The sequence below is a fragment of the Pseudomonas sp. Irchel s3f7 genome (assembly GCF_900187615.1).
In the GTDB taxonomy this organism is placed as follows: Bacteria; Pseudomonadota; Gammaproteobacteria; order Pseudomonadales; family Pseudomonadaceae; genus Aquipseudomonas.
Genome location: NZ_FYDO01000023.1, coordinates 24,517 through 51,136 on the forward strand (window position 1 = coordinate 24,517; position 26,620 = coordinate 51,136).

Annotated in this window: 23 protein-coding genes; 8 read left to right on the forward strand and 15 right to left on the reverse strand. The window is 55.0% G+C overall.

The features are described 5' to 3' along the window. Positions 1 to 104: 104 nt before the first annotated feature. Together CKW19_RS19710 and CKW19_RS19715 are read right to left on the reverse strand one after the other, a co-directional pair. The gene (locus CKW19_RS19710; RefSeq protein ID WP_095059464.1) at positions 105 to 1,064 is read right to left on the reverse strand and encodes a PDR/VanB family oxidoreductase; all 960 of its coding nucleotides are present in this window, start codon (positions 1,062 to 1,064) and stop codon (positions 105 to 107) included. A gap of 68 nt (positions 1,065 to 1,132) precedes the next feature. Then, positions 1,133 to 2,380 (reverse strand): Rieske 2Fe-2S domain-containing protein, encoded by a 1,248-nt coding sequence (locus tag CKW19_RS19715; RefSeq protein ID WP_095059465.1) that lies wholly within the window; start codon positions 2,378 to 2,380, stop codon positions 1,133 to 1,135. A gap of 227 nt (positions 2,381 to 2,607) precedes the next feature. Here CKW19_RS19715 and CKW19_RS19720 point away from each other — a divergent pair, with 227 nt between their 5' ends. Continuing rightward, positions 2,608 to 3,171 (forward strand): MarR family winged helix-turn-helix transcriptional regulator, encoded by a 564-nt coding sequence (locus CKW19_RS19720; protein WP_095059466.1) that lies wholly within the window; start codon positions 2,608 to 2,610, stop codon positions 3,169 to 3,171. A 95-nt stretch (positions 3,172 to 3,266) separates the two neighbouring features. Here CKW19_RS19720 and CKW19_RS19725 read toward each other — a convergent pair whose 3' ends face one another. From CKW19_RS19725 to CKW19_RS19755, 7 genes are all read right to left on the reverse strand, one after another. Then, on the reverse strand, positions 3,267 to 5,726 hold the full coding sequence (locus CKW19_RS19725) for an RND family transporter (protein ID WP_095059467.1): 2,460 nt from the start codon (positions 5,724 to 5,726) through the stop codon (positions 3,267 to 3,269). A gap of 2 nt (positions 5,727 to 5,728) precedes the next feature. After that, complete coding sequence (locus tag CKW19_RS19730) at positions 5,729 to 6,832, reverse strand: YCF48-related protein (RefSeq protein WP_095059468.1); 1,104 nt, start codon at positions 6,830 to 6,832, stop codon at positions 5,729 to 5,731. Positions 6,833 to 6,908: 76 nt separating this feature from the next. Then, entirely contained in the window at positions 6,909 to 8,273 is a 1,365-nt protein-coding gene (locus CKW19_RS19735; RefSeq protein ID WP_095059469.1) for a DUF1329 domain-containing protein, read from the reverse strand. 12 nt (positions 8,274 to 8,285) lie between these two features. Next, complete coding sequence (locus CKW19_RS19740) at positions 8,286 to 9,989, reverse strand: DUF1302 domain-containing protein (protein ID WP_095059470.1); 1,704 nt, start codon at positions 9,987 to 9,989, stop codon at positions 8,286 to 8,288. A 321-nt stretch (positions 9,990 to 10,310) separates the two neighbouring features. Then, positions 10,311 to 11,201 carry an alpha/beta hydrolase gene (locus CKW19_RS19745; RefSeq protein WP_095059471.1) on the reverse strand — a complete coding sequence of 297 codons (891 nt, stop codon included), beginning with the start codon at positions 11,199 to 11,201 and terminating at the stop codon, positions 10,311 to 10,313. 19 nt (positions 11,202 to 11,220) lie between these two features. Beyond that, positions 11,221 to 12,177: a PDR/VanB family oxidoreductase gene (locus tag CKW19_RS19750; protein WP_095059472.1), complete on the reverse strand. Its 957-nt coding sequence runs from the start codon at positions 12,175 to 12,177 to the stop codon at positions 11,221 to 11,223. Beyond that, positions 12,178 to 13,230, reverse strand: coding sequence for an aromatic ring-hydroxylating dioxygenase subunit alpha (locus tag CKW19_RS19755; protein WP_095059473.1), 1,053 nt, complete (start codon positions 13,228 to 13,230; stop codon positions 12,178 to 12,180). A 132-nt stretch (positions 13,231 to 13,362) separates the two neighbouring features. Here CKW19_RS19755 and CKW19_RS19760 point away from each other — a divergent pair, with 132 nt between their 5' ends. Continuing rightward, positions 13,363 to 14,247: a LysR family transcriptional regulator gene (locus CKW19_RS19760; RefSeq protein WP_160012840.1), complete on the forward strand. Its 885-nt coding sequence runs from the start codon at positions 13,363 to 13,365 to the stop codon at positions 14,245 to 14,247. A 110-nt stretch (positions 14,248 to 14,357) separates the two neighbouring features. On the opposite strand, the gene CKW19_RS19765 is transcribed toward CKW19_RS19760, so the two are convergent. The 3 genes from CKW19_RS19765 to CKW19_RS19775 form a co-directional block, all read right to left on the reverse strand. Next, positions 14,358 to 15,647 (reverse strand): NADH:flavin oxidoreductase, encoded by a 1,290-nt coding sequence (locus CKW19_RS19765; RefSeq protein ID WP_095059475.1) that lies wholly within the window; start codon positions 15,645 to 15,647, stop codon positions 14,358 to 14,360. A 39-nt stretch (positions 15,648 to 15,686) separates the two neighbouring features. Then, positions 15,687 to 16,622, reverse strand: a complete 936-nt coding sequence (locus tag CKW19_RS19770) for a p-hydroxyphenylacetate 3-hydroxylase reductase component (protein ID WP_095059476.1) — start codon at positions 16,620 to 16,622, stop codon at positions 15,687 to 15,689. An 81-nt stretch (positions 16,623 to 16,703) separates the two neighbouring features. After that, a complete protein-coding gene (locus tag CKW19_RS19775) occupies positions 16,704 to 17,873 on the reverse strand; it encodes a p-hydroxyphenylacetate 3-hydroxylase oxygenase component (RefSeq protein WP_095059477.1) in 1,170 nt (389 codons plus the stop codon). A 329-nt stretch (positions 17,874 to 18,202) separates the two neighbouring features. On the opposite strand from CKW19_RS19775, the gene CKW19_RS19780 reads away from it, so the two are divergent. After that, positions 18,203 to 19,372 carry an MFS transporter gene (locus tag CKW19_RS19780; RefSeq protein WP_371856352.1) on the forward strand — a complete coding sequence of 390 codons (1,170 nt, stop codon included), beginning with the start codon at positions 18,203 to 18,205 and terminating at the stop codon, positions 19,370 to 19,372. Between the two features lie 24 nt (positions 19,373 to 19,396). On the opposite strand, the gene CKW19_RS19785 is transcribed toward CKW19_RS19780, so the two are convergent. The 3 genes from CKW19_RS19785 to hpaR all read right to left on the reverse strand — a co-directional run bounded on the left by CKW19_RS19785 (position 19,397) and on the right by hpaR (position 22,065). Continuing rightward, positions 19,397 to 20,578, reverse strand: coding sequence for a Bcr/CflA family multidrug efflux MFS transporter (locus tag CKW19_RS19785; protein ID WP_095059479.1), 1,182 nt, complete (start codon positions 20,576 to 20,578; stop codon positions 19,397 to 19,399). Positions 20,579 to 20,636: 58 nt separating this feature from the next. Further along, on the reverse strand, positions 20,637 to 21,548 hold the full coding sequence (hpaA, locus tag CKW19_RS19790; RefSeq protein ID WP_095059480.1) for a 4-hydroxyphenylacetate catabolism regulatory protein HpaA: 912 nt from the start codon (positions 21,546 to 21,548) through the stop codon (positions 20,637 to 20,639). Between the two features lie 94 nt (positions 21,549 to 21,642). Then, positions 21,643 to 22,065, reverse strand: coding sequence for a homoprotocatechuate degradation operon regulator HpaR (gene hpaR / locus CKW19_RS19795; protein ID WP_095059481.1), 423 nt, complete (start codon positions 22,063 to 22,065; stop codon positions 21,643 to 21,645). Between the two features lie 214 nt (positions 22,066 to 22,279). On the opposite strand from hpaR, the gene CKW19_RS19800 reads away from it, so the two are divergent. The 5 genes from CKW19_RS19800 to CKW19_RS19820 all read left to right on the forward strand — a co-directional run bounded on the left by CKW19_RS19800 (position 22,280) and on the right by CKW19_RS19820 (position 26,594). Next, entirely contained in the window at positions 22,280 to 22,939 is a 660-nt protein-coding gene (locus tag CKW19_RS19800) for a fumarylacetoacetate hydrolase family protein (protein ID WP_095059482.1), read from the forward strand. 10 nt (positions 22,940 to 22,949) lie between these two features. Next, positions 22,950 to 23,720: a fumarylacetoacetate hydrolase family protein gene (locus CKW19_RS19805; protein ID WP_095059483.1), complete on the forward strand. Its 771-nt coding sequence runs from the start codon at positions 22,950 to 22,952 to the stop codon at positions 23,718 to 23,720. Positions 23,721 to 23,725: 5 nt separating this feature from the next. Further along, positions 23,726 to 25,186 carry a 5-carboxymethyl-2-hydroxymuconate semialdehyde dehydrogenase gene (gene hpaE, locus CKW19_RS19810; protein WP_095059484.1) on the forward strand — a complete coding sequence of 487 codons (1,461 nt, stop codon included), beginning with the start codon at positions 23,726 to 23,728 and terminating at the stop codon, positions 25,184 to 25,186. 103 nt (positions 25,187 to 25,289) lie between these two features. Beyond that, entirely contained in the window at positions 25,290 to 26,147 is an 858-nt protein-coding gene (gene hpaD / locus CKW19_RS19815; RefSeq protein ID WP_095059485.1) for a 3,4-dihydroxyphenylacetate 2,3-dioxygenase, read from the forward strand. Between the two features lie 54 nt (positions 26,148 to 26,201). Beyond that, the gene (locus CKW19_RS19820) at positions 26,202 to 26,594 is read left to right on the forward strand and encodes a 5-carboxymethyl-2-hydroxymuconate Delta-isomerase (protein ID WP_095059486.1); all 393 of its coding nucleotides are present in this window, start codon (positions 26,202 to 26,204) and stop codon (positions 26,592 to 26,594) included. The last annotated feature ends 26 nt before the right edge of the window (positions 26,595 to 26,620 follow it).

Genomic DNA, 26,620 nt, shown 5'->3' on the forward strand with positions numbered 1-26,620 from the left:
ACAATCCTGCAGGACCACGCGTATCGTTTATGACCCATCGTCCATGAAAACCTCTAGACAAGATGCGCGGGGAGGAACGCCTCAAAGCACTCTCCTCCTGCAGCTTATAAATCCAATACCAGCCGCTGCGATTTGCTTCCAGAGCAGCAGACGAACATCGACTTATTGCTCGCCTTTTCCGACTCGCTAAGAATTGAATCTCGGTGGTCCGGTGTGCCCTCTAGCACCACCACCTCGCAAGCGCCGCAAATACCTTCCCTGCATGAGTTCATAACTTCCACGCCTACCTGAGCCAAAGCGTCGAGCACTGTTTGACCAGGTTGAACATTTACGACGGTGCCGGCCTTGGCAAGGACGACCTCAAAGCCGCCCTCGGTTGCAGCGTCATGCAGTGCAACGAAACTTTCGTAGTGAACTCTATCGCCAGGAACATCACCTGCAGCAGATTTGTATGACTCCAACATTCCCGAAGGCCCGCAACAGTAGTAATGCGTTGCGGCTACGTCTTGCGAAAACACCTGTGCGATGGCCGCAATCGTTTCTGCCACTCCGTAAGCGAGATGAAGCTCGATGTGCCCGTGGCTGAACACTTTGTTCATGCGGTCTAGTAGAGCGGCACTTTCGCGATTCCTGGCGAAGTAGACCAACCGCCACTTGGCCCGCAATGACTCCAGTCTTTGAGCCATGCTCCAGAGCGGTGTGATACCAATTCCGCCGGCGATGAGAACGGACGTCTCACTCGCTTCGTTTAATGGAAAAAGGTTTTTGGGGCCACTTACTTCGAGCCGATCACCAGCTCGAAGCAGTTCATGTATAAGCTTTGACCCACCCCGACTCTTCGGATCCTTAGCCACAGCGATTTCGTAACGATTGGCCTCGCTCTGATCATTCAAAAGTGAGTAGCTGCGTGTGGGAACGCCTGGAATAAATAAATCTATGTGGCTTCCTGCCGTGAACGCAGGAAGTGTGGTCCCTTGCTCAGGAAAAAGCTCAAAGGAAAAAATATTTTCAGCTTCGTATCGAACAGACTTAACGTAAACCGGGTATCTGCTAGCGGAATTCATCTATTTTCTGACCATAAGAAAAGGCAACACTGTGGGGTGCCTGGCGACCCTGGCACCCAACCCGGGCGTTACTTAAACTGAGAAATTCGCTCCTGGCGTTTGCCCTCAGTAAAGTCTTGAATGTTGGTTCCGACCGGCACCATCTCGGCCAATGCGCGCAGTGCCCGGTAATCGCACTCCTGAGATTTAACAGCGTCTTCACCCGCTTCGGCTTGACGGATTCGCTCCAGCAACTCGCGGCGCAGCCTTACGATGGCGAGATCGCCACTGCCGAGAAATTCGCGGGTGCGGTCCACAATCGGAATGCTCTCGGCGACGAGATAATCCTCGAAGATCACGCCGGGAACCCCACTCCACGTTTCCCCCGCCTCCATGGCCGCGCGATCCTGGCCATAATTCGGAGTGCCTTGGCGGGATGCTGCGAAGTTATCGTCAGACTCATCGGTTCCCATCAAGGCGAAGTCAGGAAGGTTATTGTCAATCAGTTGGCGAGAGTCCCAGTAGATGTACCACTGCAGGCTGCGCGTGTTGTTTACAGGAACCACGATGATTACGAATGCAGCCTCGGCATCGGTGGTGCCGATAAAAGCGGTGCCTGGGGCTACGTATTCTGTAACCCGTAGATAATCCTTTTCTGCACCAGTCGTTCTTAGGGAATAGGACCGCAGACCGTATGGGCGTTGTTCCAAGGTGTATTTTGGGGTGTCGTTGCCGGTTACGAGTTGCAGGCCAGCTTGGGGCGCATTGGCGTCCGCAGTGGTGTCATGGTGCAGGAGCCCGATGTGAGCCGAGTCCATCAGTGTCTCTACGTTCTGTAGCCAGTTTGCCTCGTTGTAAGAGGCGCGCGGCCGGGTATGGTCGCGAGTGAAATGGGTGAAAGCGAAGTCGGTGAATTTCGGCGGTTCTCCGTCACCCAGAAAGACCCACACAACGCCTCCGCCCTCGCGAACCTTAAACCCCTGCCCTTTCACTTTTTGGCAAAAGGACTGATCTTTCTCTGTCGGCATTCGAGTGCAGTTGCCTTGGGCGTCGAAACTCCATCCATGGAAGATGCATGTGAGGCGGTTGTTTTCGTTTCGGCCTAATGCCAACGAAACACCGCGGTGCGGGCACGCTTCCAACAGGAACCCAACGCTCCCGTCGTGCCCTCGAAACGCCACATATTTTTCGCAAAGCAATTCGACCTTCTGCGGCGCCCCACCAGCTCGCAACGCCTCGCTTCGCAGCGCAGGAATCCAGTGTTTTTTCCAATAGTTATGGAGAGGAGTTCCAGGAGAGACGTCAGTCAAAATGCTGTTTTGTTCGGCTGTGAGCATGGCATTTTCCTTATTTTTGTGGAGCGTCGCATCAGGATGCCCGAGGGGATTATCTTAAGGATCATCATTCTTATCTGTTAAGATAAAAACAGGCTAAGCCTTGCCCTGATGAACTGTCAATATTTTAGTTAACATATTAATCTCTGCCCGACGCCTGGCTCGTGCCAGTTTACGAGCACTTCGGGTATGCTCGCGAAAGCTTTCCCACAAACAAAAAAGGACTGCCCATGAACGACATGTTCTCCCCTAACGCCAGTCCTGAATCGGTGGCCGAAGCGTGGAAGAAGGAGCGGCCTGATATTGACCACTCAGGCCTGTCGGTGGTACTCAGAATTCGCAGTTTGGCGATGCTCATCGACCAGAACCTTAGCGAGATTTCCGAGGACCTCGGTCTTGACCATAAGGAGCTGATTTTACTTTTTGCCCTACGTCGCAGCGGCAAGCCCTATTGCATGCGGCCGACCGACGTATTTCGCCTGCTGAAAGTGACTTCCGGGGCGGCAACCTACAGGGTGGATAAGCTTGTGGAGAAAGGCGTTGTGGATCGCGTCGCCGACCCCTTAGACAGGCGTAGCCAACTCATCAGATTGACACTGAAGGGTAAATCGCAGGTGGATGGCGCAGTCGAACGGTTGGCAGTTACCAGCGCCGATTGCCTCGGGGAATTGAGGGACGACCCCAATAAGTTAGGACAGTTACAAGACTTGCTGCACTTACTTGAATTGGGCTGGCTGCAGCGGACCCCATTAAAAGACAACCCACTGATGCACCACGCGGTTGTGAGCGATTAGCACAGCGTTTCTTCCCTGCTTCATACCGTCAGGGCAAGCCTTAACCGTTAATTGGCCACCCTTTGAAAAGGGCTTGGCCAATTAACGTATGCCGATCAAAAAGGCGCGCTTGCAGTAGTGGTCAGGCCATTGGGCTTGGCCGCTGCTTCTGCATCGAGCTTTTTGCCCATATCGCATTTTGCGCTAGGGCTGCCCTGCGTGGGCAGCAAAAAGTAAGCGAGCGCAGGCAGCAGCAGAAGTGCCCCCACCATGTTCCAGACGAACATAAACGCAAGCAGCACGCCCATATCCGCCTGGAATTTGATCGGGGAAAACATCCACGTACCTACCCCGATAGCGAGTGTGACGCCGGTCAGCATCACCACTTTGCCCGTGGACAGAAGCGCGCCGTAGTATGCGGCAGAAAGGCTTCTACCCTCGCGCAGGAAGCCAAGCACGATGGTCATTACGTACAGCGCATAATCCACACCGATACCAACGCCCAGCGCAATAACAGGCAGCGTCGCGACCTTGACGCCTATGCCCAGCCAGACCATTAGCGCTTCGCATAGCACCGAGGTCAGCATGAGTGGAATCACCGCGCAAATCGTCGCTCGCCATGATCGGAAGGTGATAAGGCACAGCAGGATCACCGCGCTATACACCCAGAAAAGCATCTCACGGTTTGCTTCTTTAACCACGATATTGGTCGCCGCCTCGATGCCGGCATTACCTGCTGCGAGCAAGAACTTAACGTCCTCAGTATTGTTGGCTGCCGCGAATGCTTCGACGTGATTAACCAGCTGGGTCAGGGTCGCTGCCTTGTGATCTTTGAGATACACGTAGAGCGTGAGCAAGCTGCAGGACTCATTGTAGAGGCCGCGGGGCGCGCTTGCCGTCACCATGTTGAGCATCGCCTGATTATTCTGCAGCTCATACCATTTGGGGTTGCCCTCCGAGAGCCCCACCAACATGCGCCGGTTCAGAAGGGCCATGGAGTTCGTTGAATCGACGCCTGGCAAACTGCGAAGCTGCCAATCCAGCTCGTCAACTTTGCGCAAAACGTCGTAACTTGCGCAGCCGCTTTTGGGTGTTTGCACCATGATTGCAAAGAGATCACTGCTCGCTCCGTAACTGCGAGTCATAAACCCATCGTCTTGGTTATAGCGAGAGTCTGGCCGCAGCTCCGGGGCCCCTGCGTCCAGATCGCCAATAGCTAAATGCAGGCTAACCATAAAGCCAATAACAGCAGCGGCAGCACTGACTGCAATGCAGCCAAGTGCCCAGCGTTTTTGTGTAAAAAGGTCCAGAAACCGCCAGAACGCATGGCGGGTTTGGCCACGCTGCTCGGCGCGCTCGCTCTTCAAACTCAGTTCCGCCGCACGCGGATTTACACCGACATAAGAAAGCAACACGGGTAGCAGAATCAGATTGGTAAAAATCAGTACGGCGACCCCAATGCTGGCAATCACAGCGAGGTCCTGGATCACTTTGATCTGGATAATCATCAGCACGGCGAAGCCCACGGCGTCGCAAAGAAGCGCGGTCAAGCCAGCCAAAAACAGTCGACGGAATGTAAACCGTGCTGCTACGACCCTATGCATGCCGCGACCGATATCCTGCATGATGCCATTCATCTTCTGGGCACCGTGGCTCATACCGATGGCGAACACCAGGAACGGCACAAGCACCGAGTAGGGATCGAGCTCAAAGCCTAGAAGCGGCAACAAACCGAGCTGCCAGACCACCGCGACTAGCGAACAAAACACGACCAGCACCGTACTTCTTATGCAGCGTGTATAGGCGAACAACACGGCCGTGGTGATGAAAATCGCAACAGCGAAAAAGAGCATGATCTGGCCGAGCCCCTCGATCAGGTCGCCCACTTTTTTCGCAAAGCCGGTGATGTGCACATCAATTTTTTCGCTTTGGTATTCGCTGCGCAGAGCCTCCAGTTCCTCTGAGAACTTTGCATAGTCCAGTGGACGACCGTCAGGGGTCCGTTGGAGTAGCGGAATCGAGATAATGCTCGAACGCTGGTCGAAGGCGACCAACTGACCTATTTCATTGGACAGCTGAACATTACGCCGCAACTCGGCCAAAGACTCGGAACTGGCGTCGTATTGATCGGGAATAACCGGCCCCCCTTCCAACCCCTCTTCTGTTACCGAGGCCCAACGCGTTGCTGGCGTCCAGAGCGATTTCATAAACGCTCTGTCAACGCCGGGAAGGAGGAATATCCGGTCGCTCAGGGCCTGCAGCGTACGAAGATAATCCGCATCATAGATGTCGCCGTTTTTGTTTGCGACAGCAACCCGCACGGTATTTCCCAGGCCAGATAACTCTTTCTGATTGGCCAGGTAGTTCGCGATATAGGGGTGACCCGTTGGAATCATTTTTTCAAAACTAGCGTTCAACCCGAGCTTGGTAGATTGCCAACCGAGCAGCGCGGTAACGATAAGGCACAGAACCAACACCCAATGGCGATGGTTGAATAGCGCGCGTTCTACCAAAGTTCCGGAGCGAGGATCGAACCGACCAGGCTCAGATTGCGAAATGGAGCTCGCAGCGTTCATAGTTACTCCTGGATATCAGAGGCAGGATTGGAAACGTGCGCGATGCCGGCAAATCCTGAAGCGATCAGACTGCCATCTGCTGCCTCAACGATGCTGCTAACGGGCATCCCCAGAGGCTTGCCCAACGCCTTCAGCGTGTCGCCCTCACCTGTCGAGTTCACAAACAGGCTACCTGTCTGATTTGCTAAAAGCAGAGCACCGCTGGCCATTTGTATCGAGCTACCAAAGGAACTGGCAGCGACGCCCTTCAACTCTTGGAAGCTATCGCCGCCGTCGACTGATGTGTAAGCCCGGCCTTTGAGACCGGCTACCAACAGCTCGCCATCGGCGCGAACAGTCGCGGTGAAAAAGCTACCGCTGTAAGGGCTTTCCAACTGAACGAAGGACTGCCCTTCGTCGTTTGAACGCGCTAAGTACCCTTGTTCCCCCGCCAGGAACCAACGCTGATCTTTCTGCGCAATGGCGTAGATATGAACAGACGAGGGGTTTTCCACCTGGCCAATCAGCGAACGCCATGTCGCACCGCCGTCCTGCGTTGCAAACAGAATTCCGTAAGCACCTGCGACGAGCCCGTGATTGGCGTCGACAAAATGCACAGCGAGGAAAGGTTTATCCGGACCGTCAGCCACAAGCCGCTCGGCATTCGCCACACGCAGCTCCGCGGCATCAACATCAACCGTTCCTGTCTTAGCGGTTTGAGCTGTGGTTAATTCAATCTGCGCAGCCTCGACGCCCGTTAGCTGAAGCGTCCAATGCTCGCCTCCATCCAGCGTTACTAAAACAACGCCAGCGTGCCCAACAGCCCAACCGTGGCTCGCATCCACAAACTGAACGGAGACCAAGGTCACCGATACAGGGACGGAAGCTTGGCGCCAGGTGTGCCCGTTATCATCAGAGAGGACGATCACACCACGTTCACCAACCGCCACCAGGCGCTCACCCGCACGCGCCGAACCGATCAGAACGGATCGAGAAGGTTCAGCAACACGGGTCGCTGGTGAGGTAAGTACAGAGCCAACAGCCATTTCGCCTGCGCAAGACAGCGATGACACCATCAATATTGCCAGCGCTACTGCACCGCAACCCAAGCGACTTTTTTTTAACATTTTTATTATCTCTAAGACCGAGTCGCAGAGGCTCCGGGTGCAAAAGCAACCGGCGCCTTTAAGCAAGCAACAAGCGTTAACGCACGCCCTGCCCAGCCATTACAGCAGGAGAGAAATCAGACTTTTTAAACCGATCTACAAGACCCCATTGCGACTGTTGGCCGGTAAAAAGATCAAGCACAAACCAGGTTCCAGAGGTGAAGTCATAGAAACCAGAGGACACAGAGGCGGTGGCCGGGATGTCGGGCATAACGGCTGGAAGTGCCCACAACATCTTGGCCAACTGGCCGCTGCCATCCCAGCGATCAGCCAGAACTGCTTGCCAGGTGTCTTCGTCCAGGTAGTACCGGCTTTTCGCCATCTGGTGACGTTGGCCAGGCTTGAGATCAGCCTCTACAACCCAAACGCGATGCAGTTCCCAACGCAATGCATCCGGATTCAAATGACGAGTACCCAGTACATCTTCGGGAGTCGCGGCAGTGAAGAATTTGTTTGTGTTGTAGGGAATGAATACTTCCTTCTTGCCCACCAATTTCCAGTTGAAACGGTTGAGTCGTCCTTTGTAGACCGACAGTTCGTCGTAGGCCATGACGCCTGCAGTGGAAGGCGCTGGGGTATCGCAACAGGCATTCGGCACTTTGCGAACACGGCGCTGGCCTGCAAGGTAAATATGGGTTTGCGACTTGTCTGCGTTCAAATTCGCGCGGTCGAGCGCTTGCTCACCAGCCCGAATAGGCGGACCGACGTTGAGCAACCGAATCATCCAATAGTCGCCGTCAAAATCCTTCGCAGATCCCTCTTGGAAGTAATACGGCATTTCTTGGATAGCGCGTCCATCGGTGGTCATCACATGCTGACCATCAGCAGTAACGAGATAGAAACGGGTATCCATCGTCACGGAGGTGCCGCGCCAGCTAAGCAGATGGTTCCACATGGCCTCATCGCCGTTTTTCGGCACAGGAAACGGAATGCCGCCGTACGCCCCTTCAGGCATAGGACCGGCGCTCCCTCCGTCGACCAACTTGGCGTTTTGCGCATTTTTTAGCGTGTTGTCATAAACCCATTGCGGCGCTGCAGCGGTGCGCCGAGTCGGGTAGATATCCAACCGATAGCTGTCTGGATAGCGCTTGAACATCTCCTTCACGCCGTCACTCAGCTTGTCGGCGTATTGGTCCATATTCTTCGAAGTGATACTGAAGACAGGCTTATCCGAGGCAAACGGGTCGCCTCGCTTGCCGCCTTTTTTAAAGTTGGGATCGACGGCGGTGTAACCGCCATCCCATGCCGGAATGGTTTTCTCAGCGTTACCCGCTTTTTCAGCGCCTAACGGAGTCAGGGTTTTACCTAACTCATCTACACCGGCAGCGGCAGAAATTGTACTGCCCCCTAAGGCACCCAGCAGGGTGAGGCATGTGAGGCTAAATTTGAACCGGGATTTCATCTGCATATCCTCTTAATAAGTGCTCTTGATAGAGAAGGCCACGTAGTCCCGATCCTTTAACGGCTGCTTGAAGTTAAAGTCAGCATCGGCGTTCAGCGTTGAGTCTTCAGGGCCGTAATAGTGGGTGTAGGTAAGGCCGCAGGTGACTTTGTCAAAATAGGTGGCGCTGACACCGATATTGAAGTCACCGCCACGGTCAGGACCAAAGCTGCCTACGACCGCAGATTTACCCATTGGGAAATAGCTGGCACCAATCGGCACGCTCACGTCGATTCCGGAGAACACCTGCCGGTACGTTGGGGTGTACACCACGCGCAAGCCGACCCCATCGTCTGTTGCACTCGGGTCCAGCGCATTCGGGTTTTTAGTGATGTGCAGCAAGCGGTTCCATGCAATTTCGCCAATGAAGCTGGCTTCGTTGGCAATAAATGATGGCTGCAGGGAAGCAATCACGTTGAGGTTTACGTGGGCTGTACGGCCGACTGCATACAACGGGTGGTTGTCGTTATCCGCTTGCATTCCTGGAAGGACGGTCTGGTCGTTTGACACCAGAGGCATGTTCCAGCGAAGCGATGCTTCACCTGCAAAGCTGTATTCCTCGACTGTGGTCGAGAAACTTGCGCCCAGAGCCCGGATGTCCTCCGGATAAACCCAATAGAACTCACCCACCCGACCACTACCGAAATCCGGGCCAGTGGCATCAGGACGCAGATACAGTTGCGGTGTTTTGTCGTGGTACTGGATGGCGTAGAGCCCGTAGTCCACGGTTTCCGCGGCATAACGCAATTGCAAGCCACCTTGACCTGAACTCTTCGCTTCCTTGTCATTGCCATGGAAGAACGCAGCGGGGCTATTGGGGTTTCCGCCCAGGAAATCTGGAAACGGCCCGCCAACGAGCAGGCGCTCTGCGCCCTCGCCTAACAGATCCAACGTCGAGAAATAGCTACCGGAAGCTGGTAGACGGGTCTCTTCCCACTCGAACTGGTAGAAGGCACCGACAGAGAGCGCGTCCGTGAGCTGATAGGACGTCGACAGCTGGCTAACAGGTCGGGTGATCTCTTTAAATTGAGTGTTGGGCACCGAGATCGCCTTCACTACATCGACAGGAGCCATACCACCCGCAATGCCGTTCGAGCCGAAGAACAAGCTCTCGCCCCAAATGAGACCATGCCGGCCAAGACGCACCGACAGAGCTCGGTCAGCGACCTCACCATTCCAATATACGAATGCATCGAGCAGCTCGGCGTCGCCGCCATGCAGATGACGGGTGTCGTCCGTGAATTCGTCGTAGGCAACAGAACGCTGGTTCGCCCGCGCCGGATTATTGTTGTCGTTGTCCTTTTGATACTCGGTGTCGAACCATGCAGCACCGCTTACCCGGGCACCAACATCACGGTATCCAATGTCCATTTCCGAAAGCAGATCGAAGCGGTTGGAGATCAGCCCCTTGTCGAAGTTTCGATCACCGTCGTCGCCGTTCAGTGCCACCGGGTTCTCTGAAAGCTTGCTGCTTTGATCTTTGACACGCCAGGCGGAGCTGTATTTGAGGGTGTTGTCCCAGCGGACACGAAGGTCCTGATTGCCAGTATCGATCTGAAATGCACTCGCGCTGAAAGACATCAAACCCGCTGCGCTACCAGCCAGTACGCACGAGAAAAAATGCGACCGAGTGGAATGCACCGAATATGAATACGCGGTGGACTTTAATACACGCATAGACGAACCTCTTTTGTTTTTGTATTAGGTTTCGCGAAAGTTATGTGAGCGCTGGCAAGCGTTCCTTTTCCAAGGCCTTGCTCACCTCATGCCGAGCCAAACGCCTTTTTTACAGACCTCTCTTGATGCATTAATTACTAATACGGGACGTATCGTATACTTACAAGCGAAGCCTTCTATTGTCAAGCTGATCAACCCGAATTTCCGAGAAGCGAGAGCGGGGAAATTTGCACAGCAAGAGGTCCGCAAAAACCGTAATCGAACCCACGCTTCAGGCGATCGCAGCGATGCGAACAACCTCTTGGGGCTTGCGATATTTAGCTACTGCTTCTCTCTGCTAAGCACCGAATCTGCGAAATTCGCAGCAGCAGTAAGGGCCTGCCGGGCGCTTAATAAAGTGGGAGCGAAGGCGTGCCAGACATGAAACATGCCGGACCACACGTCCAACTTGACCTCGTTCCCTGCCAAGGCCGCGTTTCGCGCCAGACGAAATGCGTCATCCAGAAGAATCTCGTCTGTTCCAACCTGAATCAGCAATGGAGGGAATCCGCTCAAGTCGGAGTCGAGAATGAAGGACGCGCCCTCCAAATCCGGCCCCAGAAAAGCCAAGGCCCCAGCCCGCAATTTTTCCGGGGTTAGAAAACAGTCGACAGCAGCCTTCGCTTCGATGCTCAAACCCGTTAATGCGAGATCGACCCAGGGAGAAAACAAGATGACGCACGCTGGCATCGGCAGGTTTTGCCGTTTGGCGTGAAGAAGCGATGCCACGATTAACCCGGCGCCCGCCGAGTCGCCAGCCAATACAAGCTCACTCGCACTTGCGCCTGCCTCAAGGATCGCCGTATAGGCGGCAACGAAATCATCGGTCGCAGCGGGATAGGGGTGTTCCGGCGCAAGACGATAATCGAAAACATACGTGTTGGCCTCAATCGCGTCACCCAGCGTTCCGGCGATACCTTGAAAGCCCTTCGCGCTCCCCACCAGGAAACCTCCACCATGCGCATAGATCAGCGATCTCTTGGCCTGTGGACAAATCGAAACGCGCGCCGAAACACCATTCAACACGACTGTCTCGAATACACAGTTATCGGGGGCACGAAATGCTTCACAGAATTCGTCATAACCTTTGCGTGCCGCGTCCAGGGAAGCAGGCGGGTCCTCGCGACGTTTTAGCAGCGCGGCCCGAATCAGCTCCAATTCAGTAGTTGTCATTTTTTTCTCGTTGTCGGGATTAGAGATCAAGCGTGAGCTTCTTGGATTTGGCGCGAGAAACGCACACCAGCATCACGTTATTGGCGTCACGCTCGGCATCGCCAAGCACATAGTCCCGATGGTCAACCTCACCATCGAGAACGGAACACTCGCACGTGCGGCAAAGCCCCTCCCTGCAGGAAAAAGGAACCATCACGCCGGCCTGTTCCAGGACATCTAAAACGCTTGATGTGCCAGGCACTGTCAGCTCGCGACCGCTTCGAGCAAGCTCGATGATAAAGCTCGCCTCCTCGCCTTCAGGCTTTGCGCAGAGATGAGCGACGCTAAACAGTTCGAAATGCACGTGTTGCGCGGGCAGGTAGTGTTCAGCGGTCGCGCGTACGGCGTCCATAAGCGGCGCCGGGCCACAACAGTACAACTGGTCATCAGCACCGGCGTCTCGAATGAAATCGTGAAGATTCGGGTGCCCCGCCTGTTCGTCATCGACGTGAAGCGTCACGATGCCACTGCGTGGCAAGTGCTCGATGTAAGCCGCACGGGCGCGGGAGCGCACGCAGTAAAGGAGCCGCCAGGGTTTATTGTTGGCATCACACCAGCGGACCATGCTCAGGATCGGCGTAATGCCAATTCCGCCCGCAACAAACAGATAGGTGCTGGCGCCCGGTTTAATAGGAAAGTTGTTTCGAGCAGCTCCTAACTCAACAACGTCGCCAGCCTGCAAACGCTCATGAATGAAAGCCGATCCCCCACGAGAAGGCTCTGACAATCCCACCCCGATGGAATAGCTATTAACTGCCGCATTGTACCGGTGGATGGAATACTGGCGGATTAAGCCATTGGGCAGACGCACATCAAGGTGTGCGCCCGCTGCTGCCTCAGGCAACGGGGAAGCCTTATCTGCAACCAATTCGATATCAAGCACCCCGTGGGCAGCTCGTTGCACACGAATTACGGTTGCACGAGTCCAAGAGCTCATTTAGACCTCCTGGACTTTTACCGGATTTTTTGCAGCTTGCTCGGCTTTGTAAGCGTTGCTCACTAGCCATCTGAAATAAGAAAGTGCGGCGTCTGCACCGATCGAAATCATTTTGAAGTCGGGCGCCAGCTTCAGCATTCGATCCTGCGCATGAATGATGTCGCTGTCTTCCTGGAAGGCCTTTACGACCTCCTGGTGAATAGCCTCGGTCACCTTTGGATCTTCGATAGCAAAGTTATGCGGCTGCGAGAAGAAGTAGTGAGTGGAGTTCTCTGTTTCAGGCGTCAGCGCTTGAGTACTGCGGAATTCAGCCGCATCTACGCGATTGCCCTCCTTGGCACCGTTGCCGACCGGCTGCATGCCGGAGTCCATGAGGAAGATGCTTGGCAGCAAAAAGTCGTAGATATTCCAACGATCGACCTTGCCCGGATAATTCTTGATCTTCTGAACAAAGGGTGCCGGATTGATCCCCTCCCCCCATCGAGTAACCCGCACGCCGTTTTCCAGCTTTTGAACTTGCGGTACGCAGGCTGCATAAGCCTCGTCGCCGCCCAAGGTAGAAGGATGGACATAAGGCAGGTGAGCAAGGTCCAGCAAGTTATCGGCGATGAATAGGTAGCTCGTGGTGTAGTAGGTATACCCCTCCAGGCTTCGCCATTGCGGGTCGTCCAACCAGTGCGTATCAGGAATTTTGCTAACGTCGGCTAGCTCCGCGTCGCCCATCCAGATCCAAATCCATTTGTGCTTTTCAACGATTGGAAACGTGCTGACTTTTGCTTGTGGGGGGATGCGGTCCTGACCTGGAATCTCAACGCAGCGACCAGAGGTATCGAACAACAGGCCGTGATACATGCAGCGAAGATTATCCCCCTCAAGCCGGCCGCTCGACAACGGAGCGCCGCGGTGGCAGCAGCGATCCTCGAACGCATTTACTGCCCCAGACGTGTCACGCCACAACACGACAGGCACGTTCAATAGCGTTCGGGAAAGGAGTTTTTCGGGCTGGACTTCACTGGACCAGGCAGCCACATACCAAGCATTGCGTAAAATCACGATGGCATTCTCATTCTTGTTTTCGGGATGGGCACAAGGCCAACGACGTCCATGCTAGAGTCTGATTCCCCATGCGCACAGATCATGAGACCAATACAGACCATGCACGCCGCTCATACCCGAAAATTCGATATGAATCTGCTGTTGGCGTTCGATGCGATGCTTCGCGAACGCAATGTTTCCAGGGCAGCCCAGCACTTGGGCCTCACCCAAAGTGCAATGAGCCATGCCCTTCGACGTCTGCGTGAGTTTTACGAGGACCCGCTTTTTATAAGGGTCGGCGACGTCATGAAGCCCACGCCTTTCGCAGAAGAGGTGAGCGAGTCTGTGCTCGAAATAGTGGCGAAGGTGCAGCTTAATTTATTGGCGCAAGCCAGGTTCGACCCCGATATGTCAAACAGAGTGTTCAGTCTGTGCATGACGGACATGGGCGAGCTGGTATTCATGCCTCGTCTCATCGAGGCGTTGCAAGCTCTGGCGCCCAACTGCCGAATTAAGACTGCACAGATTTCGACGGAGCACGTCGCCGATGCCCTTGAAAAAGGAGAATGCGATCTTGCAATCGGCTCGCACTACATCCAAGACCCCAACCTTTTTCAGCAAGAGCTTTTCAAGCATTCGTTCGCGACGATAGTCAGCACTTCGTTCCCCCATGATGAAATGGATCTGCAAACATTTCTCGGCATGAAGCACGTATCGGTGGTGCTTTCAGACAGAAGCACCCGCTACGACCAGTTCATCGATGATCTCGGCCTGCAACGGCAGATTTACCTCACTACGCCCCACTTCATTACCATCCCGACCATCCTTGAAACTAATCCTGCACTGGTGGCGACGGTGCCGGGCGAACTGGCGAAAATATTTCTTCGCTACAACGCAGTGAAAGTGGTGAAAACGCCGGTCGTAGCACCACCTCTAAGCCTTCGTCAGTATTGGCACCCACGGCATCACCACGACCCGGGCGTCATCTGGCTCAGGCAACTGGTCAAACAGCTTTTTGATCGCTATCTAGATTGATTGAGCAGTCTGCAACCGGCGCAGAAAGCGACCCAGACAACCTACGCCTTCGCCGCATTTGCGCCAGAAAGCAGCTTGGCCAGCTTCCACCCGCACTAGGCCAATCGCAGTTATCGATTTCTCTGCACGATGCCTGCGATCACGTCTATCGCACCCATTACAAACCTGTTCCCCGCCGCCCATACGCCGATTTTCTGCAGGGGCTTGGGACGCTGAGCGCTCGGGTCTTCCTGACCCATTTCGCGGTTTTTATGACACGTCACCGGAGCGTTCAGGATCAGCCCCCGCAGGCATGAATTCGCATGGTCGCACCACACGATCTCGTGCTCCCGACCTTCGAGCACCTTCGAGGCATAGTCAGGATCCGCCAACATCTGACGAGCTAGCATGCTCGCCTCTACGTGACCGTCGTTGATGGCAGTCGCGGCTTGGGTTGGGTTCGGTGTGCTGGACAAAAACAAACGAACATCCTTGCCCACAGCACGTCGAAACGCCTGCGGTTCACCATGCGCAAGCATGGTGCCAGAGACGCTCGGCACGTTGTCACGCATGGACTCGTAGTTACCTTCACTCAGGGAGATGAAATCGAGGCCTGCTGGGACAATATGCGCTGCAACCTCGGCAAAACCTTCAGGACCTTGGCCGCCTGGCATATGGTCGTTCACGCTCATTCGCAAACCAATCGGATAGTCGGGGCCAACCTCTTCACGAATAGCTGCGACTAAATCCCGAAGAATTCGCGCACGACTCTCTGCCGAGCCGCCGTACTCATCGGTCCGCTTGTTGGAGAGCGGCGACAGAAACGACGAATAGAAGTAGCACATGTGCGCGCCGATCTCGACGCCGTCAAAACCAGCGCGTTTTACCCGACCGGCAGCCTCGACAACCCTGTCTTGAAGCGCCTTGATCTGAGCAACATCGGCTTCTTCAGGAAGCGGCGAGATATGCCCACCCGGGACATAAATGTTTGGAGGCAACCCGCCTGACCCGAGCCTTACGGACTTCGGACTTGCAGCAAGTATCGAGACACCATTTCTCGGCACTCCCATTCGGCCGAAGCTGGGAAAAAGTTGAGCGAATAGCGGAGTACCGCATTCATGGACGGCGTCGGTAAGACGCTTGATGTCTTCAACAAAGTCCTCTCTGTCAAAGCGAAGCAGAGGCGTAAACGGTGATTCGTTCCAGCCGCGGTCACTGCATACAGAGCCACCGACGATAATCAGGCCCACGCCACCTCTGGCGCGCCGCGTGAGGAAAGCGATGGTCTGGCCGCTTGGGCGCCCCTCCCCGGTCGGCCGCAGCACTGCCATAGGTCCCAGGATGATGCGGTTCTTGATCACTACACCGTTAATTTTAAGGGGAGTACCCAAGACTTTTTTTGTATCCACGCTACTGCTCATACCTACTCCCTACGCAGGCTGAATTGACCAATGACCCGCTCAATGCAGCGCGATTATTGTTTTGAGTGCGTGTTTGAAGCTGTCGAGCTGCTCCTCACTGAACGCGGCAAAAACCTTGTCTTGCTGTTCTCGCGCAATACGCCAGAGCGATTCGGCCTGGTCCCGTCCAGAAGAGGTAAGGACATAGCGCTCGCCTGAATCGGTGACCAAACCCTTGCGCTTGAGATTGGCGACAGCCTCCTCAATTTCGCGCATGGGCATCGCTACTTCACGTTGCAAATCAGCCAGGCTCAACGCCGCGTCGTTTTCTAGAACCATCAACATGCGCGCCTCGCTGGTGCGTAAGCCGGTCGATAATTGCTTGGGTTGATAGTCCGCTTGGTAGCCGCGTACGGCCTGGGTCAGAAGGTAGTAAATGTTGTGGGCAAGGCGCCCCTGAAACACGCTGGAGGCCGGTCGTGATTCGACCTTTTGCGTCATGCTGGTATGAGGCAAAACCATGGAGTAAACACCTTGGTGATACAGCAGCGGCGACCGCCCACAGTCTTCAAACGCCACTACTTTGCCTATGACGATTACGTGATCACCGCCCTCAACCTGCTCGTGCATTTCACAGACAAAACGGGCCGCACAGTCCTTTAACAACGGGGTTGAGCCGATCCCTTGTTCAATCAAAATACCTTCAAATTTGTCATCGCTTGGCCGCGCGAACTGATTGGAAAGGTCGATTTGATCAGCCGCCAGAACGTTGACCGCAAAGTGACTCGCCTGCTGAAAAATCTCCAGGCTGCTCGATCTTTTATCGAGGCTCCAGAGCACCAGAGGCGGATCGAGCGAGACTGAGTTAAAGCTGTTGGCGGTGACTCCTGCACGCACGCCGTCTGGGGAAGTGGCAGTGACCACGGTTACGCCCGTGGCGAAGTTACCTAGCGCTCTACGGAAAGCACGGGTATCGAAAGCTGTTTCTTGAGACATGACGCGACTCCAGGCGACCGTTGCAGAACGATCGCTCAACGATGATAAAAGTTGATCGGATCAAATAGCGTTAGGCGCAATTCACGCCAACGTCGGATCTGGATCGAGCCCCATCAATTCGCGCCCTAGAATCTGGGCGCATACGTCGTAGTCGGTGTACGCGTGAGCTCCAGTCATGTGCGAGTCACGAAACAGGCGCTGCATTTCGTTGTTATCAAACCAGCTGGTTCCACCTGCCGCCTCGAACAGACGGTCCACCGCCTGAATACACATTTTTACTGCATAAGCCTGGTTGGTTCGCCAGTAGGCCAACGTTTCACGGTTCGGGTACCGCTGTTGCTCTCCGTGCTCCACATGCTCCTGCCAAGTCTTCTCCAAAAAGGCACGCGCAGCTGCAACCTGATGAGTCGACTCGGCCAAACGCATCAGTGCTGGTGTGGCTGCGCCCACATTGGCACCGGTGTAAGCGCGGACGCGGTTCTGGGTTTTATCGCGGAAAACGTCAAGCATCCGCTCGGCAACCCCCAGGCTAATGGCCGAGAAGCCGCTGGCAAAGTAAGGCCGGTACGGTGCGTAAAAAATCTTGCTCTCGGAATAGAGGCCATATCCGGCGGACTTGCCTTCCATCATGTCCCTGGCAGCCTGGATTCGGTAGTTGGGCACAAATGCTCGATTGATGATTAAGGTCTTTGTACCGCTGCCCTTCATACCTGCGGCGTACCAATCGTCACGAATTTCGTAATCCGCACGGGGTAGCACAGCAAAGGTATACAAAGATTCGCCCGCATCGTTCTGTCGACGGCAACCGACGATCGCCCACTCAGCGTGATCACTGCCGCTGCTCCATCCCAGCTCACCACTTAGCAGAACGCCACCGTCCACCTCCTCGATCTTGCCAAAGGGTGCGACAGAGCTGCTGGCAGTGGCGTCGGGATTGCTGCTCCAAACCTCGTCCTGCAATTGAGCGGAAAACATGCCCAATTGGTGGCTGTGAGTACACAGTAAGCTAAAGGCCCAAGCAGTACTGGCACATGCGCCTGCCAAGGCAACAACACACTCGGCAAACTCAGCGAGGGAAATCTCCAAGCCGCCATATTTTTTGGGCTGAAGCGCACGATGCAAGCCAATGGACTTGAGCAATACGATGTTCTCATCCGGCACCCGGCGCAGTTGTTCGGCAGCGAATGCGTTCGCGGCAATACCCGGCAAAACCGCCCGCAAATCATCCAGGAGAAGGTTTGACTTTTTCATAGGAGACCCTGTTTTTTGTTAATGCTTATAAAGGGGGCTGGCAACTTCGCGACTCTGCTCAACGCCTTGGAGGCTGATGAGCACGCAGGTAGACCAGCTAGCGCAGGTGCATTATCAAAGGGGGAGAAAAAACCAAAAATGGACGTTAGGTAGTCCCGCTTGTACTTTTCATAGGATTATTGAGACAAGTCAGTGGCATGGCAACTGCCCTCATTCCTCATGGTTAACATATTAACTTAACCACCAAAGTTATTTATGATGTGCTCTCAACCTCGGCTTCAGAGCAATCAATGCCCAGTCCCCGATCATGGCCGCACAGCCTCAGGGCTTTGAACCATCGTAACTTTCGCCTGTATTTCATTGGCCACGCGATTTCAACATTGGGAACATGGGTTCAACAGGTGGCGCTCGCCTGGATGATTTATCGGTTAACCGGCTCTGCAGCGCTTCTCGGCTTGAGCACGTGTCTGGCCTTGCTCCCACAGCTTTTTCTGGGCCCGATCGCTGGCGCATTTATTGATCGCCATGACAAGCGCCGCTTGCTCGTCTACAGCCAAAGCCTTATGGCAATGCAGGCAGCGGTGCTCTCGGCGCTGGCATTGAGTGGCTCAATTACACCGCTGGCGATAATCGGCATGTCCGCACTACACGGCGTATTGAATGCGGTTGATACCCCGCTCCGCCAATCCTTACTCAGCCAGCTCGTTGACAGCCGCGACGACATGGCAAATGCACTGGCGCTCAACGCCTCTCTGTTCACCAGTGCACGTTTCATAGGCCCGCCTCTGGCGGGCCTGTTGCTGGAGTTCGCCGGCGAAGGTTTCTGCTTTGCGGTGAACAGCGTTTCGTTCCTTGTGCTGATAGCAGCGATGTTGCTGGTGGACCTTAAAACGGTAAGCCGAAGTATCGGAAACATTTCCACGCTTTTCTGCGAGGGGTTGCGCTACGTAACAGCAACCGAAAGCGTTAGACGGATGTTGAGCGGCGTGCTGCTGGTCAATGTGACCGTAGCGAGTTATGTCGTACTTCTGCCGCTGTTCGCAGGTGACGTTTTTTCAGGGGATGCTGGCACGCTAGGATGGTTGTGGGGCGCCGCGGGATTAGGGTCACTTCTAGCCAGCGTAACGCTCGCAAAAAATAAGGATGTGGCTCAACTCCCCCGACTGATTTCTATCTCTACGCTCTTCTGTGCACTAGCCCTGTTAGTCTTCAGCAGTAGCCGCAATCTTCCGCTTTCGTTAATCACGATGGTTTTTCTCGGGTTCGGTGTAACGGTCAACAACGTCGGCACCAATATCCTCTTGCAAACCGATACGCCCGAATCATTACGAGGCCGTGTCGTATCGTTGTATACGGCCACCCGTTTCGGCTTCGATGCCCTGGGCGGCCTGGCAGCGGGCGGATTGGCAACGTTTGTTGGCGCCCCTGCGACGATGGCTTTTGCAGGCGCCATCCTGTCGATTTATGTCGTGAGAATGATCTCCTTAGGCCGCTGGTAAAGGTTGCGTTTTGCCAGTAGACGTTTAGCGATTACCTCTGTTCGCGCTTAGCAGAAATGCGAGAAAGCAAGCTATGCCAGCGCTACCGACGACCAAACACATCGACGCAGGCTCGCTACCTCCAAGCCACCCAACCAGCCCGCTGCAAATCGTGCCCAGCCCAAACTGAGCTGCCACGGCAACCCCTGCCGCAGCGCCGGCTTTCTCTGGATAAAGGGATAAAAGACTGGCGATGCAGTTAGCCCCAAGCAAACCGGTCACACTGACGTAAACGATCAGGCCAATCAGCAGCGGAGCGAGTCCTCCCCAGCCGCTGTACGCAAGCATCAACAAACAAAACGACGCGATCAACGTCGACGAGGCGCCATAGCGAAGCATTACCTGCGGCCCAACACGCCCCACCAGCCTTGCGTTAAGCGCCGTGACAATAAAAATCCCGCCGATATTCAAAGCAAAAAGCCAGGCGTACTGCTGAGGGGAAACACCAAAATAGTTGATGTATACAAAGGGGGATGCCGTGACAAAAGCAAACATGCCGCCAAACGAAAAGCCCATGCACAACACGTAGCCCAAGCCGCGCGCCTGCCGCAAAATTTCGCCATAGGCACGAAAAACTGCGGTGATTGATTTGCCGCGCTTTTCTAGCGGATGGGTCTCGGGAATCAGCAAGACAACGCAGGCAAGGCAGCAGGAGGCGAAGCAAAAAAGCAGCATAAAAACAGCACGCCAGCCAACACGCTCTGCGAGCAAACCGCCCAGCAAAGGCGCGACCAGGGTCGCGAGCATGGTCACCAGGTGCATGAGTGACAACACCCGGGCCGACTGTTTAAGCGGGAAAAGATCACGCACGATGGCTCGCCCCAACACCGAGGCTGCCGCGCCCCCCAACGCCTGAAAGAAGCGCCAAGCGATAAGCGATGTGATGTCGGAGGCGAAGATACAACCCAGCGTCGCAGCCAGATAAAGCGCAATGCCCGCGAGCAAAAGCCACCGTCTGCCGAATCGGTCTGAGAGAGGTCCGTAAAACAACATGCCTATGCACAATCCGGCGAGATAAACCCCTACGGTTGTCTGCGCCTCGCTCTCGGCAGCCCCTAGGTCAGAAGCGATCAGCGGCAAACTCGGCAGATAGGTATCGATTGATAGCGGGGCAAACGCCACAAGCGCAGCCAGCGGCAGGATTAAACGCTCAGCACGAATAAACATAGTATTACGCCAAAAGTTAACATATTAACAACATATCAGACCTTGGCTTTCCATGTGCTTATTCTGCTGCGAGCTCTGCCGCCTTGCTGTGTCGGTACAACCCAGGCGTTACGCCCGCGTTTCGCACAAAAAACCGATGGAAGTACGCGGGGTCTTTGAACCCGAGCGAATAGCAAATCTCGCTGACGGACTGGTCACTGAAGAGCAGTAAACGTCGCGCTTCCTGCATCAGCCGCTCTTGCAACAGGCGCTTTGAGGGTAGCCCGGCGATCCGCCGACAAATGCCGTTGAGCCTGGCTTCGGTGATACCGATCTGGTCGGCGAATGACGCCAACGGTCGATGCTCCATGTAGTGCAGTTCGATCAGTTGATTGAAGCGATGGAAGAAGCGCATGTCGTCTCGCCGCATTGGCTTGGCTTCAGAGGATCGCGCAGAGAAACGCAGCAAAATGACGAATATCAGCCGTACCAGTGAAGCTAGAGCAACATCACGACCTGGCTTATCAAGGCGAAACTCTTCGCTCAAAAGTTCGAACAGGCTATCCAGGTAGCTCACATCTCGTGCGGCGGCCACATCAAGCTCACTCAGCGCGACAAAAACCGCGTGGACTGCGGGGCCCTGCGCCAAACCTTGCTGCGGAGTAAGTAACGGCCACAGCATTTGTTGGCGGACCGTCAGCACATGCCCATCGGAGTCGTTTTCGGTGACAAAGGCATGGGGCACGGTCGGTGGGGTAAGAAAGAAAAGCGGGCCCTGTTGGTGATAAAGCTGGTCATCAAGGCTAACGCGCACCGAGCCGCTCTTTACGTAGTGCAACTGAAAGAATCGGTCATGGCGGTGCACAGGCATATTGCGCCCGAAGAAATCCGCAAGCAGGCCCAGTTTCTCGTAATGCACGTCCGCATCGGCATACCGAAGGTCGTAGACCTGGCCTATATCGATGTTGGGAATTGGCGCTCTGGTAACCATAGCAAAGGCGTCCGTTCTTACCACTCAGCGAATTCAGCGCAGCAACTGAGTTCAGCCACACGCGAAGCCATCGATAGCCGGTATACGTACACACTTAAGGCTTCACATGCTTGAGCTCATTGAGGAGCTCTAACAACAGCTCAAGCTTCTCCTCCCCAAACTGTTCGAGGATACGTTGGTAGTTCCTCTCCATATCCTCACTCATCGCGACAAAACACTGGTCGCCTTTCTCGCTTAGACACACCAATACGCGTCGCTGGTCTTGCTCCGACTTCCAACGCCGCACCAGCCCGTCACGCTCCATACGCATCAGCACGCCGGTCATGCTGGGTTTGAGAATACAGGCCTGCTGCGCAAGCTGAAAGATCTCCAGCTCACCGTACTGCCGGAGTATTCGCATGATGCGCCACTGCTGCTCCGTTAAATCGTGCTGATTCAATGAGGGGCGAAAAAAAGCCATGGCCGCTTCACGCGCTTGCAGCAGGGTTAGGGTTAACGAGGGACGAGGGATTGACATAGGCTAATTCTGACCGAGTGATAATTGGATTGTAACCAGCAACGCTTGCCGCGATGCAATGTCTCTCGCCATACCAAGGCATGCGCCCCTTCCTCAGGATGAAATTTAGCAAACGCTGCGGCATCGCTTGACGATTGTTAATATATTAACTATAAAATTAACATATTAACCACTTTGGGCCACGTTCGTGCCCGTAGAAACCGGAGAATCAGCGATGCGTCGCGCAGTAAGCGAACTAGCTACAGGCACCCTCTTAGGGGTGGCGTTGAATTATCAGGGGCTGCTGCACAGCCGGCAGGAAGAGTTTCAACAGCCGCCTTACCAAAAACTGCCGGTCAAACCCGTGCTGTTCGTAAAAACACCGAACACTCGAAATGGCGATGGCGGCGAGGTTTTTCATCCTCAGGGCAACGAGCGTTTACAACCAGGGCCCGCCCTCGGTGTGGTAATTGGTCGAACCGCAAGTCGAGTGAGCCTGGCTGATGCCATGGAGCACGTTGCCGGCTACGTCATCGTTAACGAATTCAGCCTTCCTGAAGAGAGCTACTACCGACCAGCCGTAAAGGCTAAGTGCCGAGACGGTTTCTGCTCACTCAGCTCCGACGTCGTTCCAGCCAATGAGGTCAGCGATCCAAATGCGCTGAACCTGCGAGTGCTGATCAATGGTGAGCTTCGCCAAGAAAACAACACCGTTAACTTCGTGCGCAACGTCGCACAGCTTATTCACGAAATCAGTGAGTTCATGACGCTTCACGAAGGCGACGTTCTGATTACAGGCACCCCCGAGGGCCGCGTCGATGCCCTGCCCGGCGATGAAGTTGTGGTGGAAATCCAAGGTCTTGGCCGACTCACCAACACCATCGTGTCGCAATAAGGGGAAAGACATGAAACATGCACGCATTCGCTATGAGGGCGAGATCCACGCCGTCAAAGTGGCAGAAGACAGCTCAGTCCTTCTTGCAGACGGTCGCCAGGTTGCGGAACACCTTGTTGAATGGTTGCCGCCGGCAACCGGAAGCATGTTCGCCCTTGGCCTCAACTACGCGGACCACGCAGCAGAGCTTGCCTTTAAGCCGCCAACTGAACCCTTAGCATTCATCAAATCTCCGGGCACTTATACTGGCCATAACCAGACCACCTGGCGGCCGGACAACGTCGCCTACATGCACTACGAGTGCGAGCTGGTGGCCGTAATTGGCAAGGAAGCGCGGAATGTGAAGCGCGCCGACGCGTTGCAATACCTAGCTGGCTACACGGTGTGCAACGACTACGCCATCCGCGACTACCTCGAGAATTACTACCGTCCGAATTTGCGGGTAAAAAACCGCGACGCCACTACTCCGGTCGGCCCGTGGATTATCGACGCAGCGGACGTGCCAGACCCGTCGAACCTTCGCTTGCGCACCTGGATCAACGGGCAGCTGAAACAGGAAGGGACGACGGCAGGGATGATCTTCGACATCCCGTACCTGATCGAATATTTCTCAAGCTTCATGACCTTGCAACCCGGCGACATGATCGCGACCGGTACACCTGAAGGCCTCGCCGACGTGGTGCCGGGCGATGAGGTTGTGGTCGAAGTTGAAGGTGTTGGCCGCCTGGTAAACCGAATCGTAAGTGAATCCGAATTTTTCGCCTCCCGCACAAAGGTCTGAGCGTCATGATCAAGCATTGGATTAACGGCCGTGAGGTCGAAAGTAAAGAAACGTTTACCAACTACAACCCCGCGACCGGTGAAGCAATCGGCGAAGTCGCAAGCGGCGGAGCAGCAGAAATTGCAGCGGCCGTGGCGGCAGCTAAAGAAGCGTTTCCAAAATGGGCCAACAAACCGGCTAAAGAGCGCGCCAAATTGATGCGCAAACTGGGCGAGCTCATTGACCAGAACGTCCCGCACCTGGCGGAACTTGAAACGCTGGATACCGGCTTGCCTATCCATCAAACCAAAAATGTTTTGATCCCGCGGGCATCGCACAACTTCGAGTTCTTTGCAGAAGTGTGTACCCGAATGGACGGCCACACCTACCCCGTCGATGACCAGATGCTCAACTACACGCTGTACCAACCGGTCGGTGTCTGTGGTTTGGTATCGCCCTGGAACGTGCCATTCATGACGGCCACCTGGAAAACTGCGCCATGCCTGGCTCTAGGCAACACGGCAGTTTTGAAGATGTCCGAGCTATCGCCGTTGACGGCAAACGAACTTGGGCGTCTGGCTCTGGAAGCCGGGATTCCACCTGGCGTGCTGAACATCGTTCAAGGCTATGGTGCTACCGCTGGTGATGCCCTCGTTCGTCATCCAGATATACGCGCCGTGTCCTTCACCGGCGGTACCGCAACCGGCCGGAAAATCATGCAGACCGCCGGCCTCAAAAAATACTCGATGGAGCTGGGTGGCAAGTCACCAGTTGTGATTTTTGACGACGCCGATCTTGGCCGAGCGCTGGATGCCGCGCTGTTTACGATCTTCTCGCTCAATGGCGAACGCTGCACCGCTGGCAGTCGTATCTTTGTGCAAGAAACTGTTTACGATCAGTTCGTGGCCGAGTTCGCTGCGCGTGCCAAACGTCTAATCGTCGGGGATCCGCAAGATCCTAAAACCCAAGTCGGGTCGATGATTACCCAGGCCCACTATGACAAGGTTACCGGCTACATTCGCATCGGTATTGAGGAAGGCGCTTCCCTGGTAGCGGGAGGGCTTGAGCGCCCGGCCAATCTGCCAGCGCATCTGGCCAAAGGCCAATTTATCCAGCCAACCGTGTTTGCCGATGTCGATAACAATATGCGCATCGCTCAGGAAGAAATTTTCGGCCCTGTCGTGTGCTTGATCAAATTCAAAGACGAGGCAGAAGCGCTGCGTTTGGCCAACGAAACCGAATACGGCCTGGCCTCTTACATCTGGACCCAGGACATCGGCAAGGCCCATCGTTTGGCGCGAGGCATCGAAGCCGGCATGGTCTTCATCAATAGCCATAACGTGCGCGATCTACGCCAGCCTTTCGGCGGCGTGAAGGGTTCCGGAACCGGGCGTGAAGGCGGGGAATACAGCTTTGAAGTATTCGCCGAGATCAAAAACGTCTGCGTTTCGATGGGCAGCCACCATATCCCACGCTGGGGCGTTTAAGTATGCCCTGCCCCGTTCGCACACTCTGTGAGCGGGTTCGCTGCGTGCAACAGTCAACAACAGGGCGTGGCCACCAGGCCACGCTATAACAAGGAGAACTGTCATGGGCGAAGTCGTCCTTGCCGCGAAAGTCTGCCACGTCCCATCGATGTATCTGTCTGAGCTACCCGGTAAACATCAGGGCTGCCGAGAGGCGGCGATCGCCGGCCACAAGGAAATCGGCCGCCGTGCCCGCGAGCTTGGCGCAGATACCGCCGTGGTGTTCGATGTGCATTGGTTGGTCAACAGTGCCTATCACATCAATTGCGGGGAGCATTTTAAGGGCGTTTACACCAGCAATGAACTGCCCCACTTCATCAAAGACATGGCCTTTGAGTATCCAGGATGCCCCGCACTCGGGGAGCTAATCGCTCACGAGGCTAACGAAGCTGGCGTACGAACGCTCGCTCATAACATACCCAGCCTGGAGCTCGAATACGGAACACTGGTGCCCATGCGCTACATGCACATGGATGTTCCTGACGGTAAGAAATTGGACGTTATATCGATTGCTGCGTGGTGCGCATGGCATCGCTTGGAGGACAGCTTCACGTTTGGTGCCGCTGTGCGTCGAGCCATCGAAAAAAGCGACCGCAAAGTGCTGGTATTGGCATCAGGCTCGCTGTCCCACCGGTTCTCCGATGACCGTAACGCCGAAGCCAACATGCACAACTGGACTCGCGAGTTCGACAAACAGATGGATTTGCGCGTAGTCGAGCTGTGGAAACAGGGCCGTTTCAAAGAGTTCTGCGCCATGTTGCCAGACTACGCGGAGCACTGTTTTGGCGAAGGAAAAATGCATGACACTGCCATGCTGCTCGGTTTGCTTGGCGGCTCGGACTACAACAAACCGGTGGAAATTCTGACCGAACCGTTCGGCAGCTCCGGTACCGGGCAGATCAACGCAATTTTCCCCGTTTGACCAAGCCAAACCAATCACTACCGCCATGGAAACTCACTTTCCAAGGAGACACGCGTGCCGCATTTCATTGCCGAATACACCCACAACATTGAACGCGAAGCCGATCTGCCCGGGCTTTTCGAAAAAGTTCACGCCTTGCTGGGCGAATCCGGCGTGTTCCCTCTCGGTGGCATTAGAAGCCGTGCAGTGCGCTTGAACACATGGCGCATGGCCGATGGCAAGCACGACTACGCGTTTGTTCATATGACGCTAAAGGTTGGGCATGGGCGTGACCTCGCGACCCGAGCCAAGGTCGCCGAATCGCTGTTCCAAGTGATCACGGAACACTTTGCCCCCCTGCAAGCCAAACGCCTTCTCGCCCTTTCATTTGAAATGACGGAGCTGCATGAGCAACTCAATTTCAAGCAAAACAACATCCATGCCTTTTTGAACGCCCAAAGCAGCTAATAAAAAGTCGCCCCTGACACGTTAAT

What these genes read in the sequence shown, in the direction of transcription:
- CKW19_RS19730 (WP_095059468.1), bottom strand. Translation starts at nt 6,832, where the DNA reads ATGTTAAAAAAAAGTCGCTTGGGTTGCGGTGCAGTAGCGCTGGCAATA.
- hpaA (WP_095059480.1), bottom strand. Translation starts at nt 21,548, where the DNA reads ATGGTTACCAGAGCGCCAATTCCCAACATCGATATAGGCCAGGTCTAC.
- CKW19_RS19715 (WP_095059465.1), bottom strand. Translation starts at nt 2,380, where the DNA reads ATGCTCACAGCCGAACAAAACAGCATTTTGACTGACGTCTCTCCTGGA.
- CKW19_RS19775 (WP_095059477.1), bottom strand. Translation starts at nt 17,873, where the DNA reads ATGAAAAAGTCAAACCTTCTCCTGGATGATTTGCGGGCGGTTTTGCCG.
- hpaD (WP_095059485.1), top strand. Translation starts at nt 25,290, where the DNA reads ATGGGCGAAGTCGTCCTTGCCGCGAAAGTCTGCCACGTCCCATCGATG.
- CKW19_RS19765 (WP_095059475.1), bottom strand. Translation starts at nt 15,647, where the DNA reads ATGAGCAGTAGCGTGGATACAAAAAAAGTCTTGGGTACTCCCCTTAAA.
- CKW19_RS19785 (WP_095059479.1), bottom strand. Translation starts at nt 20,578, where the DNA reads ATGTTTATTCGTGCTGAGCGTTTAATCCTGCCGCTGGCTGCGCTTGTG.
- CKW19_RS19805 (WP_095059483.1), top strand. Translation starts at nt 22,950, where the DNA reads ATGAAACATGCACGCATTCGCTATGAGGGCGAGATCCACGCCGTCAAA.
- CKW19_RS19735 (WP_095059469.1), bottom strand. Translation starts at nt 8,273, where the DNA reads ATGAAATCCCGGTTCAAATTTAGCCTCACATGCCTCACCCTGCTGGGT.
- CKW19_RS19800 (WP_095059482.1), top strand. Translation starts at nt 22,280, where the DNA reads ATGCGTCGCGCAGTAAGCGAACTAGCTACAGGCACCCTCTTAGGGGTG.
- CKW19_RS19770 (WP_095059476.1), bottom strand. Translation starts at nt 16,622, where the DNA reads ATGTCTCAAGAAACAGCTTTCGATACCCGTGCTTTCCGTAGAGCGCTA.
- CKW19_RS19760 (WP_160012840.1), top strand. Translation starts at nt 13,363, where the DNA reads ATGAATCTGCTGTTGGCGTTCGATGCGATGCTTCGCGAACGCAATGTT.
- CKW19_RS19745 (WP_095059471.1), bottom strand. Translation starts at nt 11,201, where the DNA reads ATGACAACTACTGAATTGGAGCTGATTCGGGCCGCGCTGCTAAAACGT.
- CKW19_RS19750 (WP_095059472.1), bottom strand. Translation starts at nt 12,177, where the DNA reads ATGAGCTCTTGGACTCGTGCAACCGTAATTCGTGTGCAACGAGCTGCC.
- CKW19_RS19710 (WP_095059464.1), bottom strand. Translation starts at nt 1,064, where the DNA reads ATGAATTCCGCTAGCAGATACCCGGTTTACGTTAAGTCTGTTCGATAC.
- hpaE (WP_095059484.1), top strand. Translation starts at nt 23,726, where the DNA reads ATGATCAAGCATTGGATTAACGGCCGTGAGGTCGAAAGTAAAGAAACG.
- CKW19_RS19720 (WP_095059466.1), top strand. Translation starts at nt 2,608, where the DNA reads ATGAACGACATGTTCTCCCCTAACGCCAGTCCTGAATCGGTGGCCGAA.
- CKW19_RS19740 (WP_095059470.1), bottom strand. Translation starts at nt 9,989, where the DNA reads ATGCGTGTATTAAAGTCCACCGCGTATTCATATTCGGTGCATTCCACT.
- CKW19_RS19725 (WP_095059467.1), bottom strand. Translation starts at nt 5,726, where the DNA reads ATGAACGCTGCGAGCTCCATTTCGCAATCTGAGCCTGGTCGGTTCGAT.
- hpaR (WP_095059481.1), bottom strand. Translation starts at nt 22,065, where the DNA reads ATGTCAATCCCTCGTCCCTCGTTAACCCTAACCCTGCTGCAAGCGCGT.